Origin of the sequence: Methylorubrum sp. SL192 (assembly GCF_026672325.1) — a bacterium.
Lineage (GTDB): Bacteria > Pseudomonadota > Alphaproteobacteria > Rhizobiales > Beijerinckiaceae > Methylobacterium > Methylobacterium extorquens.
In genome coordinates this window covers 2,030,773-2,048,869 of record NZ_JAPPQV010000003.1, presented here as the reverse complement: position 1 = coordinate 2,048,869, position 18,097 = coordinate 2,030,773, and the positions used below count along the sequence as shown (strand labels likewise).

Here is an 18,097-nt window from a genome sequence, read left to right as displayed (position 1 = left end):
ATCGATGAACCGCGCGATGTCCTGCGCCGTGCTGGCGCTGACCCTGCTGGCCGCACCCGCGAGCGCTCAGCGCGACCACGACCATCCGGCCGGCCCCCATGGCGGCCGGGTCGAGGATGCGGGCCCGTGGCACGCCGAACTCGTGACGCGAGCCGAGACCGTCTCGGTCTACCTCACCGACGGCGACGGCAAGCCCCTGCCGGCCGAGGGGTTCAAAGCAGTCGCCATCCTCAAATCCGGCGCCAAGGCCGCCCGCGTCTTGCTCAGCCCCGAGGGCAACCGGCTGGCCGGCAAGGCCGAAGCCGCCCTGGGGGAGCGTCCCAGTGGCGCGGTGCGCATCACCGGACCGGGCGGCGTCACCGCCAGCGCCCGCTTTGACTGATTACCGTCCGCGACCCAGGAGCCTTCCCGATGTCGAAAACAATCCCCGCGGTTCTCGTCGCCTGCATTTTGGCCGGCACGGCCCTCGCCCAGGATCCGCACCACCATCACGGGCAGGCTCAACCGGACCCGAAGGCCGCGGCGAAGGATAGTGCAGCGACCAAGGCGTTTCGCGACGCCGATGCCCGCATGCACCGCGAGATGGACATCCGCTACACCAACGACGTCGATCTCGATTTCGTGCGCGGGATGATCCCGCACCATCGCGGCGCGGTCGAGATGGCGAAGATCGCGCTCGAACACTCGAAGGATCCCGAGATCCGCAAGCTCGCCGAAGACATCGTGAAGGCGCAGGATACGGAAATCGCGCAGATGGAAGCCTTCCTCAAGCGCAAGCAGGCCACCGATCACCGCTGAGAGGCTGTTGCCGATCTCCTCCGGAGATCATGACGGTTCTATCGGTTGAACCGCTCGGCTTCGAAGCACGGCGCAGCGCTTCCCCGCTCGACCGATGCCACAGCATCGACCCTGCGGGGTGCTTCGAGGCCGAGCATTCGTGCGGGACCTCAATGTGAGGGCCGACGAAAGCACTGACTCATTGTGGCGCAACGATCGCCGGAGCCGGAGCGGTGCTTGGAGAAGCAGCACCTGTATCAAGACCGAGCAATCACACCTAATAAAAACGACTTGTATTGGTCTGATTTGAAGGCGCCTGTCTTGTTTGAAGACATTTGGATCGACGGACGATCGATCAAGCGCAAGTGCTGATATCGTCGTCCGCTCTTCGAAAATGATCCTCGCCGGCACGTCTGCTCTTTGCCGCTCACCGCCCTGCTCCGATGGAAGGCTGGTCGCTCCAAGTCCGCCATTCCGATCCGGCTGTCCGACGACTACTGGGTCCACTCGCGATGGAGGTCGCGGCCCTCGTTCGGGCGCTACGCCGTCCCGCAGGTTCGCTGACCTTGATGATCACCTGCTGCTCTTCTCGTCGATGTACGATCAGGGTCGTTCACCGAAGTGCAGTCCAATTTAATCCTCACCAATCGCAATCAATTTTCATCCCTCAATCACGTCTAGTTTATCGGCGAAAGGTGCCGTTGCGCACCAAGCAATCGATCCGCCAGGATTAAATCAAAAGTATATCTTCGTGATAAAACGCACTTTCAAAATATAATTCACGGAATTACTGTCTTCTTGCGACACCTGAAGAAGACGAAAAAAAGTTCGCCACTCAGGGATTACGAGAGGATGTTCAATATGAAGCGGATTGTGACACTCGGTCTCCTGGCGGCTGCGGCCGTTGCTTTGCCGCTCACGGCGCAGGCGCAGGACGGTGGAAACGGCAGCCGCCAGCAGGCCGGCGGCGGTTTCATGAGCAGCTACGTGGACGATCCCTACCATGACCCCCGTTCGCTCCACTCGCAGCGTGCGGGCTCGGGCCAGATCCTCGGCGCGCCGATGCTGAGCGAGAACGCCGGCGCCAAGGGTGGCGACATTCGCCCCGCCGCCCGTCTCGGCGCCGTGCAGACGCATTGGTCCGCCGGCACCGCGCCGCGCCGCGCGCGCTAACCAAGGCTTGTCCGCCGGCGGCGCTCGAACCGCGCTGCCGGCCACGTCCTCACCACCCGATATCCGGCCGCCCCGATTCGGGCCGCCCGAATCTCCCGGACGACACCGTACCGGCTCACACGTCGTCGCAGCCTTTGCGACAGCGCAGGCAGCCTTGTGCCTGCCGGAGGCGCCGGCATCACCGCGTCTCGCCCGATCAGACTTCGCGGATCGACAGGCGTGATGCGCGTGTCATCCGGCCAGCATCTCATGCGTCCCGGCGTGTCGGCTCACGCGTGGTGACAGCGGGGTTTGACGTGGACGGCATCATCCAAGGTCTGTCGAACTTCCGGGGAACGGTCTTTCCGGGCCAGCAGCAGATGTATCAGCGGCTGGTGCGCGACGGTCAGCAGCCCAAGACGCTCATGATCGCCTGCGCCGATTCCCGCGTCTCGCCCGAGCACATCACGCAGTCTGGTCCGGGCGATCTGTTCGTATGCCGGAATGCCGGCAACATCGTCCCGCCCTTCTCGCAGCAGAACGGCGGCGTGTCCTCCGCGATCGAGTACGCGGTCGTCGCCCTCGGCGTGCTGGACATCGTGATCTGCGGTCATTCCGATTGCGGCGCCATGAAGGGCCTCATGAATCCCGAGGCGCTGGGCAACATGCCCAACGTGGCGGCGTGGCTGCGCCACAGCCATGCGGCGAAACAGATCGTCTGCGAGGCCTATCCCGAGGGCATGGAACCGAAGGAGCGCCACCGCGCCGTCGCCCTCGAGAACGTCGTTGTGCAGCTCAACCATCTGCGCACCCACCCGAGCGTGGCGACAGCTCTGGCTCGCGGCAAGCTGCGCCTGCACGGCTGGTTCTTCGAAATCGAGAGCGGCCATGTGCTCGCCTATTGCGGCGAGCGCAGCCGCTTCATCCCCATCGACGAAGCCACGGGCGTCCCCGTCGCCCAGGCTTCGGCCTCGCGGATCGCCACACCGGAATTCGCCGGCCCCCATGCTGGTCCCCATGCCAGCCCCGAACCCATCCCCCACGCTATCGCAGCGGAGTAGATTTTTGCTATGCGCGCCTCGCTCGCCCGGCTGATGCCATCGACCATCGGCCGGGATCTTCCGGCCTCCTTCGTCGTCTTCCTCGTGGCGATGCCCCTCTGCATGGGCATCGCCATGGCCTCCGGTGTGCCCGCCGAGCGCGGCCTCATCACCGGCATCATCGGCGGTATCGTCGTCGGCTTCCTCGCTGGCTCGCCGCTTCAAGTCAGCGGCCCGGCCGCGGGCCTTGCCGTCATCGTGTTCGAGTTCGTGCGTGAGCACGGCATCGACGCGCTCGGGCCGGTCCTTGTCGCGGCGGGCGCCATCCAGCTTCTCGCCGGGGCGCTCCGTGTCGGCGGCTGGTTCAGGGCGATCTCGCCGGCGGTCGTGCACGGCATGCTCGCCGGCATCGGCATCCTGATCGTGCTGGCACAGATCCACGTGTTGACCGACGCCCTGCCCAAGGCCAGCGGCCTCGACAACCTCGTCGCCATCCCCGCCGCGTTCTTCAACTTCGTCTCCGGTCCGGACGGCAACCGCCCCGGCGCCGTGATCGTCGGCCTTGCCACCATCGTTGCGATGATCGGCTGGGAGAAGATCCGTCCGGCCAAGCTCAAGCTGATTCCCGGTGCGCTCATGGGCGTGCTGGCCGGCACCGTCGTGGCGGTCGTCGGCACCATGGACGTCAAACGCGTCGAGGTGCCGGAGAACATCTTCTCCGCCGTGACCATGCCGGGAATGGGCGACTGGAGCCGCTTGGCCGAGCCGGCGATGATCCTGATGGCGGTCACCCTCGCGGTAATCGCCAGCGCGGAGAGCCTGCTCTCGGCGGCGGCGGTGGACCGGATGCATGACGGCCCGCGCACGCAGTACAACCGCGAACTCGGGGCGCAGGGCATCGGCAACATCCTCTGCGGCCTCGCGGGCGGCCTGCCGATGACCGGGGTGATCGTCCGGTCCTCGGCCAACGTCCAGGCCGGTGCGGCGACGCGCGCCTCCACCATCCTGCACGGGAGCTGGATCCTCGCCTTCCTGCTGGTTCTGCCGATGGTGCTGAAGGTCGTGCCGACCGCCTCCCTCGCCGGCATCCTCGTGGTGACGGGCTGGCGCCTCGTGAGCCCCGCCCACGCCTTCCACCTGCACGAGCGTTACGGCCTGCCCACCGCCGCGATCTGGCTCGCGACCATGGTGATGGTCGTCGCGACCGACCTGTTGACCGGTGTTCTCACGGGCCTCGCGCTCAGCCTGCTCCAGGTGATCCCGCACTACCTGCGTGGTCCGCTCAAGATCGAGGGCGGCGCGTCGCAGACCGTGCAGGGCGGAGCGGTTCAGGGCGTGCCGGAACTGCGGCTCTCGGGCTCGGCCACCTTCCTCCAGCTGCCGCATCTCAATGCGGCGCTGGAGCGGACGCCGGAAGGTTCGCCGATCCGTCTCGCAGCACAGGATCTACGCCACGTCGATCACACCTGCCTAGAGATGATGCGGGAATGGGCGACGCGGCGGGCCAAGACCGGGTCCAGGGTCGAGGTCGTCGGCGGCGGCGCGAGCGGCCTGCACCATAGCCTCGCGATGGTCGCCCACGCCGCGCCGAAGGACTGACGGCAAGCGCAAAGGCTTCGACCCGAAAGCTAGCAACCGGCTTTCGGGTCGAAGATCCGGAACGAGAAAAGGCCGGTCCCGCCCATCGCGGTACCGGCCTTTTCGTTTTCTCTTCGCAGCGCTGCTACCCGCAAGCGGGCGAAGCCCTTACGCGGCCGGAGAACTCTGCGGACCGCCGACGCGCTGGGCCGCCTCGAACCGGTTGAGGAAGCGGGGCTCCTTCTCCGGGGCGATGCGGATCGTCAGCGCGATCGCGCCGCCGGTCTCGGATTGGCGGTCGAGAACCTCGGCGTTCTCGTAGAGCCAGTTGAGCGCAGCGCCGTCCTCGGGCGGAAGCGTCACCGCGAAGGTCGAGCGCGCCCGCGCCACCTGCCCCTCGATCCGCTCGGTGAGTTCCGGAAGACCTTCCCCCGTCAGCGCCGAGACGAGAATCGGTGCCGGCCCGGCGCCGCGATGCGCGGCGCTGAGATTGAGCAGACGGGTGCGCTCGCCCTCGTCGAGGAGGTCGGCCTTGTTCCACACCTCGATGATCCGCTCCGCATCCGCCTCGATCCCGAGTTCGCGCAGCACGCCCTCGACATCCTCGGCCTGGGCCTGGGTGTCGCCATGCGAGACGTCGCGCACATGGAGCAGGATGTCCGCCTCGATCACGTCTTCCAGCGTGGCGCGGAAGGCGGCGATCAGGGAGGTCGGCAGGTCGGAGATGAAGCCCACCGTGTCGGAGAGAATCACCGTCTCGCCGTGCGGCAGCTTGGTCGCCCGCGCGGTCGGGTCGAGGGTGGCGAACAGCATGTCCTGCGCCCGCACCTCGGCCTTGGTCAGGGCGTTGAACAGGGTCGACTTGCCGGCATTGGTGTAGCCGACCAGCGCCACGATCGGATACGGCACCCGCGCGCGGCTCTTGCGGTGGAGGCCGCGGGTGCGGGTCACGGCTTCGAGGTCGCGCTCGATCCGGGTCATCCGCTCTTGGATCATCCGCCGATCGGCCTCGATCTGGGTCTCACCGGGGCCGCCGAGGAAGCCGAAGCCGCCGCGCTGCCGCTCCAAGTGAGTCCAAGACCGCACGAGGCGGGACTTCTGATAGGCGAGATGGGCGTGCTCGACCTGAAGCGTACCCTCGCGGGTCGAGGCGCGCCGGCCGAAGATCTCGAGGATCAGGCCGGTTCGATCAATGACCTTGGCGCCCCAAGCCTTTTCGAGGTTGCGCTGCTGCACCGGCGAGAGCGCGCAATCCATCACCACGAGGCCGATCTCCTCGGCCTTGATGAGCCCGGCAATCTCCTCGACCCGGCCCTTGCCGAGGTAAGTCGAGGGACGCGGGCGCTGGATATGCACCGAGATCGCCCGGGTGACGTCGAGTTCGATGGCGGCCGCCAATCCGACCGCTTCGTCGAGCCGCGCCTCGTCGGAGCGCACGGTCTCCGTCTGTCCGGGGGCGAGCCGCTGAGCGGCGCGTGTGAGATAGGGACCGAGAACCAGCGTGCGGGTCGCGGCGGCGATCTCGCCCTCGGGGGCGGCCTTCGCCTGCAGGCGTGCTTCGCCGGGCGGAAGGATTTCAGTCATGGCGTCTCCGTGTCATCGTTCCCTTATGTCGGAACGATGACGCCATTTTACATCCGCTGGCTTCCGCAAATGACGGGAACCGGCCCGCTTCGCGCGCTCAGGCCTTTTCAGGCGCCGTTTCGTCCGGCTCGAACAGTTGCACCGGATGGCCCGGCATGATCGTCGAGATTGCGTGCTTGTACACGAGCTGCGAGTGTCCGTCCCTGCGAAGAAGAACGCAGAAGTTGTCGAACCACGTCACGACACCTTGAAGCTTGACGCCATTGACGAGGAAGATCGTCAGCGGGATCTTGTTCTTGCGGACATGATTCAGGAACGTGTCCTGGAGGTTCTGAGCGCGCTCGCCCGCCATTTCTTTTTATCCTTAGTTTCGAGACCCGCGCCACGGATCAGCACGATCCCGTGGCTGAAGCGCGGGGCGGCGCTCTCACGTGTTGGGACCGCTTTGCCGGGCCATTTCTATTACAGGGCGAAGCTTGCCGCGATGCAAGAGGCCCCCCGCAGCGCAAAGCGTCAATATCCACCCCTTGCAACTGCTCCCACCGCTCATTCGCCCACCGAGCCTGCGGCGGCCGATTGAACGTCGGTCACAACACGCCCGGCGCGCCGCCGTGCCCGGGGGCAGGCGATCGACGAGCGGGCGTTTCGCGAGGAACGTCTTACGGGCCGATGCCGAGCGACTTCAGCTTCCGGTGGAGGGCCGAGCGCTCCATGCCGATGAATTCGGCCGTGCGGGAGATGTTGCCGGAGAAGCGTGCGATCTGCGCGATGAGATATTCCCGCTCGAAGATCTCGCGGGCCTCGCGCAGGGCCAGGCTCATCAGCTTCTCGCCGCCCGCACCGGTCGGCGTCGTCGGCACCAGTGCGCCGATCTCGGTCGGCAGCATCTCGGAGGTGACGTCCTGATCCGGATCGCTCTGGGTCAGGATCATCAGCCGCTCGACGTTGTTGCGCAGCTGGCGGACGTTGCCGGGCCAGTCGTGCGACTGGAGCACCGCCATCGCATCCTCGGCGATGCGCCGCCGCGGCAGACCGGTGGCGGCCGAGATCTGCTCCATGAAGAAGGTGATGAGCTCCGGCACGTCCTCACGCCGCTCGGCTAGCGAGGGAATGCGGATCGGCACCACCGAGAGGCGGTGGAACAGATCCTCGCGGAAGCGCCCGGCGGCGATTTCCTCAGTCAGATCGCGGGACGACGAGGAGATGATGCGCACATCGACATGGACGCGGGCCGTGCCGCCGACGCGCTGGAAGTTCTGATCGACGAGGACGCGCAGAATCCGGCTCTGCGTTTCCTTCGGCATGTCGGCGACTTCGTCGATGTAGAGCGAGCCGCCATGCGCCTCCTCGAGGGCGCCGACGCGCCGCACCCGGCCCTCGCCGCCCTCGACGCCGAACAGCTCGGCTTCCATCGTTTCCGGCGTGATCGTCGCCGCGTTGATGACGACGAAGGGCCCGCTCGCCCGCGAGGAGGCGGCGTGCAGGGTGCGCGCCGAGAGTTCCTTGCCCGCGCCCGGCGCCCCCGAGATCATCACGCGGGCGTTGGTCGGCGCCACACGCTCGATGGTCTGGCGGAGCTGGTTGACCGCGACCGATCCGCCGACGATGCGGCTGGCTTGGCCCGAGCGGACCTTGAGGTCGCGCACCTCGCGCTTGAGGCGCGAGGCTTCGAGCGCCCGCTCGGCGACGAGGATCAGGCGGTCGGCCTTGAACGGCTTCTCGATGAAGTCGTAGGCGCCCGATTTGATCGCCGCCACCGCGGTCTCGATGTTGCCGTGGCCCGAGATCATCACCACCGGCAGGTCCGGGTGGCCCGCCTTGATGAGGTCGAGCACCTGCAAGCCGTCGAGGCGCGAGCCCTGGAGCCAGATGTCGAGGAAGACGAGGTGGGGCCGGCGCGATTCGATCGCCGCCAGCGCCTCGTCGGATCCGGCCGCGGTTCGGGTGCGATGCCCCTCGTCGTCCAGGATACCCGCGACCAGATCGCGGATGTCGGCCTCGTCGTCGACGATCAGGATGTCGGCGCTCATGGCTGCACCTCCGCGACGCGTCGCGCTTCCATGGCGTCCTCCGTATTCTTATCCATCGTTGTCCTGTCACGCGCGCCCGGTGCCGCGGAGCGATCCCGCTCCTGTCCCGCACCGGTCCCGGAATTCCGTTCGTCCGGCCGTCCGACTTCCCGCGGCAGCCGCATGCGGACCTGTCCGCCGCGCCCCTCCGGGTTGTCGTTCAGCTCGATCCCCCCGCCATGCTCTTCGAGCACCTTGGAAACGATCGCGAGTCCGAGGCCGGTCCCGCCCTCGCGGGTCGTCATATAGGGTTCGAGCAAGCGCTGGCGCCCCTCTGCCGGAAAGCCTTTTCCGTTATCGGTGACTTCGATCACCACGAAGACCTCTTCGACCACCAGCGTCAGGGCGACCCGGCCCTTGCCGCCATCGGCCGTCAGCACGTCCTCCGGCACCGCCTGAACCGCCTCGACGGCGTTCTTGAGGATGTTGGTGAGCGCCTGGGAGAACAGCCGCACGTCGAAGGCGGCGACGACGCGGCCCTTCTCGTCGGCACCGACCGTTTCGAAGGGGAAATCGAGGTCGGGATGCGCCATGCGCAGCATGAACAGGTTCTGGCGCGCGATCTCGGCCAGATCCTGCTGCGTAATCGCGGGCTTCGGCATCCGGGCGAAGGAGGAGAACTCGTCCACCATCCGCTTGATCTCGTCCACCTGCCGCACGATCGTGGCGGTGCACTGCTCAAACACGTCCTTGTCGGTCGTGATCACTTTTCCGTACTTGCGCCGGATGCGCTCGGCCGAGAGCTGGATCGGGGTCAGCGGGTTCTTGATCTCGTGGGCGATGCGGCGGGCCACGTCCGCCCAGGCGGAGGTGCGCTGCGCCGTGACGAGATCGGTGATGTCGTCGAGCGTCACGACGTAGCCGCGCGCCTCGCCCTGCGCCTGCTCGCTGGTGACGCGGACGGCAATCGTGCGCTCGCGGCCGCCGCGCACGAGCTGGATCTGCTGCTGCAGGGCGCGGTGACGTCCCTCCGCTTCCGGGAATAAAGCGGCGATCTCCGGCACGACATTCGTCAAAGGCTGCCCGACGAGCTCCTTGGCCGTGAGGCCCAGCGTCCGCTCCGCGCCCGGATTGGCGATGGTGATGACGCCGTCGGCATCGACGCCGAGCACGCCGGGCGAAACGCCCGACAGCACGGCCTCGGTGAAGCGGCGGCGGCGGTCGATCAGGTCGTTGGCCGCGCGCAGGCCATCGTGCTGGCGGCGCAGCTCCTGCGTCATCGTGTTGAAGCTCTCGCCGAGATGGGCGAGGTCGCCGTCGGATTTCCGCGCCGGGACGCGGGCGTAGAAATTGCCCGCGGCAACCTCGTCGGCGGCGTTGATGAGCCGGCGGATCGGGGCGACGAAACGGTTGGCGAAGTTCAGCCCGAACCAGACCGCCGAGAGCAGCGTGATCAGGGCGATCAGGATGAAGACCGAGGCGAAGGCGATCTGCACGTAGCGGCGCAGCTCGTCGAAAGTCAGGTACTCGGCCGCCGCGGCGCGGGCGACACCGGGAAAGTCGATGGCGAGCTGGCTCACCTCGCGCTGCACCAGCAGCACGGCGTTGTCGTAGGCCGGCATCCGCATCAGGGCGGCGAAGACCCGGCCCTCGTTCGGCAGCAGACAGATCGGGTCGCTCGACTTCGCCGCGTCCTCGAAGGCGGCGGCCGAGGGCAGCCGCGTCTGCTTGAGCACGTCGATATTGGCGCGCGCCACCACCTCGTTCGGCCCGCGCATGATCTTGACGATCGGCAGGCCGAGCGCCTGGGCGCGCGTGGTCATGAAGCCCTCGAACCACTCGCGGTTCACATCGAAATTCGGCCGCGCCCGCGTCAGGTCGTCGGCGAAGATGCGGATTTCGCGGGCGAGCGATTGGCAGTGATTCTCCTGATAGGCGTCCGCGACCTGCACCGATTTCAGCACCACGTCGCGGACGCGGTCGGTGAAGCCGAGCGACAGGCCGACATCGATCGTCACCGAGGCGACGATGGCGAGCAGGATCGTCGGCAGGATCGCGATTAGGCTGAACAGGCCGACGATGCGGGTGTGCAGCCGCGCCACCGAGGCGTGGGTGCGCCGGGCATGCAGGAAGACCCGCGCCTCCCAGGCGATCACGACGACCAGCGCGAGAACGAGCGCCGCGTTGACCGAGAGCAAGGCCACGCCGGTCGTCGGCGTCCGCGTGATCTGGATGATGCCGGCGAGGATGAGGAAGGTGACCGAGGCCGAGATCAGGGCCGTGAGCACCACTGCCGCACCGATCCAGCCCGGCCCGCGCGGCGGCGAATCGAACCGGCGCGCGACCGCCTCGGCGCCGTCCTCGGGGGACGGGGCATCGGACGGCACGTTTTCAGAACGTCGCGACAGCAGCGGCATCACTGATGCGGGGCCACATCAGTGTGGCGAAATTAATACGAATCAGCCCGGATGAGGATCCGATCAGGCCGCCAGGGTGCCCCAGCGGCGCAGGTCGCGGAACCGTCGCCCGTCGGAAAAACGCACCGTCACGCTTTCGGAGAGTCGGCCGGCGGCCTCGACCCGGAGGGTCTCCGGCCGTTCCAACTCGTCGGCCCGTTCCAGGGCTGCGGCGACCGACATCGGCACCGGATCGGCGCCGCCGAATGCGCGCCACCATTGCACCGCCTTCTCGCGGGCATGGCCGGAATGTTCGAGACAGACCTCGACCCGGTAGCCGCCGCCCCGCCAACGCAGGGCGACTTCGAGCCGGTCCGGACCGGAGCCGCCGGGACCGCGGTCGAGGCGCCAGCCGGTCACCTCGCGCCAGGGGCAGATCGATTCGGACAGGATCGGCATGGCGTCCTCCGCGCTCGCGGCGTGGGGTGCCTCCTCGTCCTCCGGTTCGGGCTCCACCCAGCAGGCCTCGCAGGTGCTGGCGTTGAGGGCGATCAGCGCGCCGCAGCCGGGGCAGGGTTTGGCCCGCGCCATTCCCAACGCCGCCGGCCCGAGCGCGACGCTGCGGGCGGTCACCGCGTCCACGGGGCCGTGCATCCGCACCAGTCCGGCATAATCGAGCACAATCGCATCCGACTTGCCCGGCGCCCGGCGCAGGGCCCGGCCGACCTGCTGCACGTAGAGCCCGGCCGATTGAGTCGGGCGCAGCAGGGCGATGAGATCGACTTCCGGCACGTTGAAGCCGGTGGAGAGCACGCCGACCGAGACGAGGCAGCGGATCTTTCCGGCGCGGAAGTCGCGCACCATCCGGTCTCGCTCGCGCTTGCCGGTCTCGGCCGTGACGGTCTCGCAGGTGATTCCTTCCGCACGGATCGCGTCGCGCACGGAGGCCGCGTGCGCGAGCCCGGCGCAGAAGGCGAGCCACGCCCGCCGCTCGCGGCCATAGCCCACCATCTCCTCGACCGCCGCGCGGGTGATCCATTCGCGGTTGACCGCCGCCTCCAGCGCGGAGGGGATGTAGTCGCCACCGCGCTTCGGCACCCCCGATACGTCGAGGGCGAGCGCGGTCGCCTTGCAGACCAGCGGCGCCAGAAAGCCCTGGTGGATCAGGTCGCCGACCAGCGATTCGTAGACGATCCGCTCGAACACCCGGCCCTCACCCTCGTCGAGCCGGCCGGTATCGAGCCGGTAGGGCGTGGCGGTGAAGCCCGCGACCTTGAGATCCGGGTTGCCGGCCCGCGCCGCCGCGAGGAAGCGGCCGTAGCCAGTCTCGCTGGCGCGCGGCACGAGATGGGCCTCGTCGATCACGATGAGGTCGATGGCGCCGAACAATTCGGCCCGGTCACGCACGGATTGGATCGAGCAGAAGGTGACCTGCGCGTGAACGTCCCGCCGGCCGACGCCGGCGGAAAAGATGCCGGCAGGCGCCCCAGGCCAGTACGCCAGCAACTCGCCGTGGTTCTGCACGACGAGTTCGCGGACATGGGTGAGGACGCAGATCCGCGCCCCCGGTGCCCGATCCAGCCATTCGCGGATCAGCGCGGCGATGACGAGCGCCTTGCCGGCACCGGTCGGCAGCACGACGAGGCCGGGCCCGCCGCCCTGGTCCCAATGACAATCGAGCGCGTCGAGGGCGGCGCGCTGGTACTCGCGAAGGCGCAGCATGGCGCGCCTTTAGCGAAGCGCGGCCGTGGAGAACAGAGGAGAAACGCGAAAGTCCGCTTCCGCAGGCCGCCGCTGGATCGCCAGCGTCAGGCGAAGCGATCCAAGCGACGTCCCCGGATGGAGCGCGTCACCGCGACGTCCGAAACACCTGCAGATCGAGATCCCGCACCTTCTTGCGCAGGGTGTTGCGGTTGACGCCCAGCAGCTCGGCCGCGCGGATCTGGTTGCCGCGGGTGGCCGCCAGTGCCGCGCCGATCAGCGGACCTTCGATCTCGCGCAGGATGCGGTGGTAGAGGCCGGGCGGGGGAAGCGTGTCGCGATACCCCGAAAAATAGTCGGCGAGGTGCCGCTCGACCGCCCCGGAGAGCGTCTCGCTGTCGGAGGCTCCGTTCGCGTTCTTGCGGGCCGCGCCGTTGCCGTTGGCCGCGGGCTGGGCGAGCGGCAGGGTGTCGAGTTCCGCCTCGATGACCGGGCCGGTGATGGTCTCCTGCGGATAGAGCGCGGCCAGCCGGCGAACGAGGTTTTCCAGCTCGCGCACGTTGCCGGGCCAACGATAGCGCTTCAGCCGCTCCATCGCGTCGGCGTCGAGGGTCTTTCGGGTCAGGCCCTCGCGCTCCACCAGGACGAAGAAGTGGCGGATCAGGTCCGGCACGTCTTCCGAGCGCTCGCGCAGCGCCGGCAGGCGTAGCGGCACGACGTTGAGGCGGAAGAACAGGTCCTCTCGGAAGATGCCCTGCTGGATCGAGACGCGCAGATCCTTGTTGGTCGCGGCGATGATGCGGACGTTGGTCTTGATCGGCACGCGCCCGCCGACGGTGGTGTACTCGCCCTGCTGAAGCACGCGCAGCAGCCGGGTCTGTGCCTCCATCGGCATGTCGCCGATCTCGTCGAGGAACAGCGTGCCGCCCTCCGCCTGCTCGAACCGGCCGGCCGAGCGCGAGAGTGCTCCGGTGAAGGCGCCCTTCTCGTGGCCGAACAGCTCCGATTCGATCAGGTCGCGGGGAATCGCCGCCATGTTCACGGGCACGAACGGCCCGGTGCGGCGGCGGCCGTAATCGTGCAGCGCGCGGGCAACCAACTCCTTGCCGGTGCCGGACTCGCCCGTGATCATCACGGTGAGATCGGTCGGCATCAGGCGGGCGAGTGCCCGGTAGATCTCCTGCATGGCCGGCGAGCGGCCGACCAACGGGATGTCCTCGTTCTCCGGCCCGGCGCCGGGGGCGGGCGTCCCGCGGGGGCGTGACAGCGCCCGGCCGACGATCGCAATCAGCTCCTTCAGGTCGAAAGGCTTGGGCAGGTACTCGTAGGCGCCGCGCTCGGAGGCGCGAATCGCGGTCATGAAGGTGTTCTGCGCGCTCATCACGATGATCGGCAGTTCCGGCCGAACGCGCTTGATGCGCGGCAGCAGGTCGAACACGTTCTCGTCCGGCATCATCACATCGGTGATGACGAGGTCGCCCTCGCCCTGAGCGACCCAGCGCCAGAGCGTCGAGCAGTTCGAGGTGGTGCGAACCTCGTAGCCGGCCCGGGACAGGGCCTGGTTGAGCACGGTGCGGATCGCGGCGTCGTCGTCCGCGACGATAATGTGGCCGTTGGGCATGGCTCTCGACTCAGCGCTCCGCGGCCGATTCACGCCCGTCGCGGGCGCTCGACATGGGAAGGAGGATCCGGAAGGCGGTGCGGCGGGGTACGGGATCGCATTCGACGATGCCCCCGTGGTCGCCGACGATCTTGGCCACCAATGCAAGTCCGAGGCCGGAGCCCTGCACCTTGGTGGTGACGAAGGGGTCGAACAGGTCCGACAGCATGTCGGGCGGAATGCCCGGCCCATTGTCGCGCACCGCCACTTCGATCGGCAGGCTGACGCGCTCGCGCGAACCGGGGATCTGAAGGCGCAGGCCGGTGCGGAAGGCGGTCGAGAGGGTGATTTCACCCTCGACCGTGTCCGTGCCGATCGCCTCGGCCGCGTTCTTCACGAGGTTCAGGATCACCTGGATTAACTGGTCCCTGTTGCCGAGGACGGGCGGCAGCGAGGGATCGTAGTTCTCGACGAAGCGGATGTGACGGGCAAAGCCCGACTGGGCCGAGCGCTTCACCTGATCGAGCACGCCGTGAACGTTGACGGGGCCGCGCTCCACCGGCCGCTCGTCGCCGAACAGCTCCATCCGCTCGACGATGCGCACGATCCGGTCCGACTCGTCGCAGATCAGGCGGGTCAGAAGCCGGTCCTCCTCGTCGCTCTCCTGTTCGAGGAGCTGCGCCGCGCCGCGGATGCCGGCGAGCGGGTTCTTGATCTCGTGAGCGAGCATCGCGCCGAGCGCCACCATCGAGCGCGCGGCGCCGCGATGGGTGAGCTGCCGGTTCATCTTGTCGGCGATGGTGCGCTCTTGGAGCATCAGCACCACGGAATCGTCCTCGTCGCGCAGGGGCGTGGCAAAGACATCGACGCTGCGCTCGGTCCCCGAGCGGGGCTGGACCAGCTCGACCCGGTATTCCGACACGGAGGAGCGGCGGCGGCGCACCTCGGTGACCAGCGCGATGATCGGCGAGGAGAACGGGATGATGTCGCGCAGCCGTCCCCGCAGCATCAGCCGGGCCGAGGCGTCGAAGAACAGCTCGGCGGCGTGGTTGACCCGCAGGATCCGCTCATCAGGCCCGATGGTGAGGACCGGCAGCGGCAGCGAGTTCAGCACCGCCTCGGCCGGCGGCAGGGATTCGGGGGCGGGCTCGTCGGAAAAGGGCATCAGGCTGCCTCGCCGAGGGGCGTGGTCGCCGTCCCGGCCGGTTCGAGGAACGCGCGTTGCAGGAGGCGGAGCGCCTCCGCCGGATCATGTGTGGTGACGAGGCGGCGCCGGTCGTCCAGGGTCAGTCCGCCGGCGGCATCGGCATAGGCCGCGAGATGCTTGCGGGCATGGCGTACGCCCATCGCCGCGCCGTAGAGCGCGATCAGCCCCTGGTAATGCTCGGCCGCGACCGCCGCCCGCTGCTCAGCCGAGAGCGGCGCAGCCACGCGCCCGGCGAGCCCGGCAGCAATCTCGCCGACGAGCCAGGGACGCCCGACCGCCGCGCGCCCGACCATCACGCCCGCCGCACCGGATTGGCTGAGGCAGGCGCTGGCCTCCTCCAGGCCGGTGATGTCGCCGTTGGCGATGACGGGGATGCGCACCGCCTCGACCACGGGACGGATCGCCGACCAATCGGCCCGGCCCTTGTAGAATTGCTGCCGGGTGCGGCCGTGAACCGTTACGCCGTCGAGCCCGAGGGCTTCGGCGCGCCGTGCCAGCTCGGCGGCGTTGAGGCTCGCGTGATCCCAGCCGAGCCGCATCTTCACGGTGACGGGCACATCGACTGCGCCGCGCACCGCCGCGAGGAGCCGCGCGGCGTGATCAAGGTCGCGCATCAGCGCCGAGCCCGATTCGCCGCCGGTCACGGTCTTGGCCGGGCAGCCCATGTTGATGTCGATGGCATCGGCGCCGTTCGCCACGGCGATGCGGGCCGCCTCGGCCATCGGTTCAGGCGTGCAGCCGGCGAGCTGCACCACATGCGGGTCCACCCCAGCACCCTCGGCCCGGACCTGCGATTCGGCGTCACCCTTCGCCAGCTCGGCCGCCGCGACCATTTCGGAGACCACGGCACTGGCACCGAGCCGCTGGGCGAGACGCCGCATATGGAGATCGGTGACGCCCGATAGCGGTGCCAGCAGGACCGGCGGGCTATCCGCCCCCCGATCGTCCGCCCCGCGTAGCGCGCTCAAATAATGGTCACGTGTCATTGTGCCCAATAAGTAGCCAAACGGCTGGCAGACGCAAGCGCCTGCGGCGTTTGCCTTCGCGCATCTTGCCGCATAAGGACGCGGCGATCCCCATCCATCCCCAGATGATTTCCATTCGAGGCCCAGCATGTCCGACCAAGCCGCGCGGCCGCCCGGGCAGGAGCCGGGGAATAAATCGGTGGCGGCGGTTGTGGTGGCGGCCGGCAAGGGCCTGCGTGTCGGCGGCGACTTACCCAAGCAATATCGCCGCGTCGGCGGCCGGGCCGTCCTGACGCGGACGCTTGCGGCGCTGGCGCAATCGCCCCGCATCACCCGCATCCAGCCGGTGATCGCGCCGGATGCGCAGGACTTCTATCGCGAATGCCTCGCCGATCTCGAGCCGGCCCATCGTGAAAAGCTCGCCGAGCCGGTGCCGGGCGGGGCGACGCGCCAGCAATCGGTGGCGGCCGGGCTCGAAGGGCTCGCCCGCTTAGGCGCGCCCGATCTCGTGCTCATCCACGACGCGGCGCGGCCCTTCGTGGACGAGGCGCTGATCGCCCGCGCGGTCGCGGCCGGCTCCGAGCACGGCGCATCGGTGCCGGGCATCGCGGTCTCCGACACGATCAAGCTCGTGGAAGAGATCGCGCCGGGTATCGGCCGCGTCCACGAGACCCCGGCGCGCGAAAATCTCCGCGCAGTGCAGACGCCGCAGAGCTTCGGTTTCGGTCTGCTTCTCGACGCGCATCGCCGGGCGGTGACCGAGGGCCGCGACGGCTTCACCGATGACGGGGCGCTCGCCGAATGGGCCGGGCTGCCGGTCGTGGTGTTCGAGGGCGACGCCCGCAACCGCAAGATCACCCAGGCCGCGGACCTGATCGAGGCCGACCGGGCATTCTCCGGACGGGCTTTCTCTGAACCTGCGGCCGCGATATCGGATGACACCATGACCACTTACGTGACCCGCCTCGGCACCGGCTTCGACGTCCACGCCTTCACGGAGGGCGACCATGTCTGGCTCGGCGGCGTGAAGATCCCCGCCGACCGCGGCGTGCTCGCCCATTCCGACGGCGACGTGGCGCTGCACGCCCTCACCGACGCGCTGCTCGGCGCCATCGCCGACGGCGATATCGGCACGCACTTCCCGCCCTCGGACGAGAAGTGGCGCGGCGCGGCCTCCGACCAGTTCCTGGCCCATGCCTGCGAGCTGGTGCGGGCGCGCGGCGGCAAGATCGACCATCTCGACATCACGGTGCTGGCGGAAGCCCCGCGCATCGGCCAGCACCGCGAGGCGATCCGCGCGCGCATCGCCGAGATCGCGGGCGTGCCGCTCTCCTCGGTATCGATCAAGGCGACCACAACCGAGAAGCTCGGCTTCGTCGGTCGGGCCGAGGGCCTCGCCGCCCAGGCCGCCGCGACGGTGCGGCTGCCGGAGGTCTGCGCCGAGCTGGAGACCGAGGCGGAGACCAACGAGCGCCGTTCGTGATCGAAGACGCCGCGTTGCTGGCCCGCGCCGAGGCGCTGGTGCGGGCCTATGCGGCGGCAGGCCAACGCATCGCGACCGCCGAGTCCTGCACCGGCGGTCTCGTGGCCGGGCTGCTCACGGCGGTGCCCGGTTCCTCGGCGGTGGTGGAGCGCGGGTTCGTCACCTATTCCAACGAGGCGAAGGCCGAGTCGATCGGCGTGCCGATGGATCTCATCGCGGCGCACGGCGCGGTGAGCGAGCCGGTGGCCCGCGCCATGGCGGAAGGCGCGCTCGCCGCGTCACACGCGGACGTGGCGGTCTCGGTCACCGGCATTGCCGGGCCGGGCGGCGGTAGCGACGCCAAGCCGGTCGGCCTCGTGCATTTCGGGCTCGCCGTTAAGGACGGCCCCACCCGCCACGCCGAGCGGCGTTTTGGCGATCTAGGCCGGGCCGAGATCCGGCGGTTGTCGGTGGCGGAGGCGCTGACGCTTCTGGAGGAAGCCGTTGGCCTCCGGCCTGGCACTCCATCAGACACAGATCTCTGAGCGCAGTTATCCAACCCTGATCCTCATCCTGAGGTGCGCCGCGAAGCGGAGCCTCGAAGGATCCTCCAGGGATCGCGCGGG

At 68.5% G+C, this 18,097-nt stretch carries 15 protein-coding genes; 7 read left to right on the top strand and 8 right to left on the bottom strand.

Annotation, left to right across the window (positions count from 1 at the left end):
- Positions 1-4 precede the first annotated feature (4 nt).
- The 5 genes from OVA30_RS10350 to OVA30_RS10330 all read left to right on the top strand — a co-directional run bounded on the left by OVA30_RS10350 (position 5) and on the right by OVA30_RS10330 (position 4,568).
- The gene (locus OVA30_RS10350) at positions 5-382 is read left to right on the top strand and encodes a hypothetical protein (protein ID WP_056459242.1); all 378 of its coding nucleotides are present in this window, start codon (positions 5-7) and stop codon (positions 380-382) included.
- A 29-nt stretch (positions 383-411) separates the two neighbouring features.
- On the top strand, positions 412-798 hold the full coding sequence (copM, locus tag OVA30_RS10345; RefSeq protein ID WP_268175380.1) for a CopM family metallochaperone: 387 nt from the start codon (positions 412-414) through the stop codon (positions 796-798).
- 840 nt (positions 799-1,638) lie between these two features.
- Positions 1,639-1,950, top strand: coding sequence for a hypothetical protein (locus OVA30_RS10340; protein WP_003600258.1), 312 nt, complete (start codon positions 1,639-1,641; stop codon positions 1,948-1,950).
- Between the two features lie 296 nt (positions 1,951-2,246).
- Positions 2,247-2,990, top strand: a complete 744-nt coding sequence (locus tag OVA30_RS10335; RefSeq protein WP_268175379.1) for a carbonic anhydrase — start codon at positions 2,247-2,249, stop codon at positions 2,988-2,990.
- A gap of 9 nt (positions 2,991-2,999) precedes the next feature.
- Entirely contained in the window at positions 3,000-4,568 is a 1,569-nt protein-coding gene (locus tag OVA30_RS10330) for a SulP family inorganic anion transporter (protein WP_268175378.1), read from the top strand.
- A gap of 147 nt (positions 4,569-4,715) precedes the next feature.
- Here the strand turns inward: OVA30_RS10330 and hflX are convergent, their stop codons facing one another.
- The 8 genes from hflX to dusB all read right to left on the bottom strand — a co-directional run bounded on the left by hflX (position 4,716) and on the right by dusB (position 16,030).
- Positions 4,716-6,131 (bottom strand): GTPase HflX, encoded by a 1,416-nt coding sequence (gene hflX / locus OVA30_RS10325; RefSeq protein ID WP_012254173.1) that lies wholly within the window; start codon positions 6,129-6,131, stop codon positions 4,716-4,718.
- A gap of 97 nt (positions 6,132-6,228) precedes the next feature.
- The gene (hfq, locus tag OVA30_RS10320) at positions 6,229-6,483 is read right to left on the bottom strand and encodes an RNA chaperone Hfq (RefSeq protein WP_003600267.1); all 255 of its coding nucleotides are present in this window, start codon (positions 6,481-6,483) and stop codon (positions 6,229-6,231) included.
- A 307-nt stretch (positions 6,484-6,790) separates the two neighbouring features.
- Positions 6,791-8,161: a nitrogen assimilation response regulator NtrX gene (gene ntrX, locus OVA30_RS10315; RefSeq protein ID WP_003600268.1), complete on the bottom strand. Its 1,371-nt coding sequence runs from the start codon at positions 8,159-8,161 to the stop codon at positions 6,791-6,793.
- Positions 8,158-10,557: a sensor histidine kinase NtrY-like gene (locus tag OVA30_RS10310; protein WP_043766269.1), complete on the bottom strand. Its 2,400-nt coding sequence runs from the start codon at positions 10,555-10,557 to the stop codon at positions 8,158-8,160. Before OVA30_RS10310 ends, ntrX begins: the two co-directional genes overlap by 4 nt.
- A gap of 63 nt (positions 10,558-10,620) precedes the next feature.
- Positions 10,621-12,258 (bottom strand): DEAD/DEAH box helicase, encoded by a 1,638-nt coding sequence (locus OVA30_RS10305; RefSeq protein WP_253396433.1) that lies wholly within the window; start codon positions 12,256-12,258, stop codon positions 10,621-10,623.
- 127 nt (positions 12,259-12,385) lie between these two features.
- Positions 12,386-13,858 carry a nitrogen regulation protein NR(I) gene (ntrC, locus tag OVA30_RS10300; protein WP_003600273.1) on the bottom strand — a complete coding sequence of 491 codons (1,473 nt, stop codon included), beginning with the start codon at positions 13,856-13,858 and terminating at the stop codon, positions 12,386-12,388.
- A 10-nt stretch (positions 13,859-13,868) separates the two neighbouring features.
- Positions 13,869-15,002 carry a two-component system sensor histidine kinase NtrB gene (locus OVA30_RS10295; protein ID WP_003600275.1) on the bottom strand — a complete coding sequence of 378 codons (1,134 nt, stop codon included), beginning with the start codon at positions 15,000-15,002 and terminating at the stop codon, positions 13,869-13,871.
- The gene (gene dusB, locus OVA30_RS10290) at positions 15,002-16,030 is read right to left on the bottom strand and encodes a tRNA dihydrouridine synthase DusB (protein WP_268175377.1); all 1,029 of its coding nucleotides are present in this window, start codon (positions 16,028-16,030) and stop codon (positions 15,002-15,004) included. Before dusB ends, OVA30_RS10295 begins: the two co-directional genes overlap by 1 nt.
- A gap of 127 nt (positions 16,031-16,157) precedes the next feature.
- Between dusB and OVA30_RS10285 the strand changes: the two genes are divergently transcribed.
- Both OVA30_RS10285 and OVA30_RS10280 read left to right on the top strand, forming a co-directional pair.
- Positions 16,158-17,492 carry a bifunctional 2-C-methyl-D-erythritol 4-phosphate cytidylyltransferase/2-C-methyl-D-erythritol 2,4-cyclodiphosphate synthase gene (locus OVA30_RS10285; RefSeq protein ID WP_268175376.1) on the top strand — a complete coding sequence of 445 codons (1,335 nt, stop codon included), beginning with the start codon at positions 16,158-16,160 and terminating at the stop codon, positions 17,490-17,492.
- On the top strand, positions 17,489-18,016 hold the full coding sequence (locus tag OVA30_RS10280; RefSeq protein ID WP_268175375.1) for a CinA family protein: 528 nt from the start codon (positions 17,489-17,491) through the stop codon (positions 18,014-18,016). The genes OVA30_RS10285 and OVA30_RS10280 overlap by 4 nt, the downstream gene beginning before the upstream one ends.
- Positions 18,017-18,097 lie beyond the last annotated feature (81 nt).

Bases quoted from the DNA above. Each gene is read 5' to 3' on its own strand.
- dusB (WP_268175377.1), bottom strand. From the start codon at position 16,030: ATGACACGTGACCATTATTTGAGCGCGCTACGCGGGGCGGACGATCGG.
- hflX (WP_012254173.1), bottom strand. From the start codon at position 6,131: ATGACTGAAATCCTTCCGCCCGGCGAAGCACGCCTGCAGGCGAAGGCC.
- OVA30_RS10285 (WP_268175376.1), top strand. From the start codon at position 16,158: ATGTCCGACCAAGCCGCGCGGCCGCCCGGGCAGGAGCCGGGGAATAAA.
- OVA30_RS10305 (WP_253396433.1), bottom strand. From the start codon at position 12,258: ATGCTGCGCCTTCGCGAGTACCAGCGCGCCGCCCTCGACGCGCTCGAT.
- OVA30_RS10295 (WP_003600275.1), bottom strand. From the start codon at position 15,002: ATGCCCTTTTCCGACGAGCCCGCCCCCGAATCCCTGCCGCCGGCCGAG.
- ntrX (WP_003600268.1), bottom strand. From the start codon at position 8,161: ATGAGCGCCGACATCCTGATCGTCGACGACGAGGCCGACATCCGCGAT.
- OVA30_RS10310 (WP_043766269.1), bottom strand. From the start codon at position 10,557: ATGCCGCTGCTGTCGCGACGTTCTGAAAACGTGCCGTCCGATGCCCCG.
- OVA30_RS10350 (WP_056459242.1), top strand. From the start codon at position 5: ATGAACCGCGCGATGTCCTGCGCCGTGCTGGCGCTGACCCTGCTGGCC.
- OVA30_RS10340 (WP_003600258.1), top strand. From the start codon at position 1,639: ATGAAGCGGATTGTGACACTCGGTCTCCTGGCGGCTGCGGCCGTTGCT.
- ntrC (WP_003600273.1), bottom strand. From the start codon at position 13,858: ATGCCCAACGGCCACATTATCGTCGCGGACGACGACGCCGCGATCCGC.
- copM (WP_268175380.1), top strand. From the start codon at position 412: ATGTCGAAAACAATCCCCGCGGTTCTCGTCGCCTGCATTTTGGCCGGC.
- hfq (WP_003600267.1), bottom strand. From the start codon at position 6,483: ATGGCGGGCGAGCGCGCTCAGAACCTCCAGGACACGTTCCTGAATCAT.
- OVA30_RS10330 (WP_268175378.1), top strand. From the start codon at position 3,000: ATGCGCGCCTCGCTCGCCCGGCTGATGCCATCGACCATCGGCCGGGAT.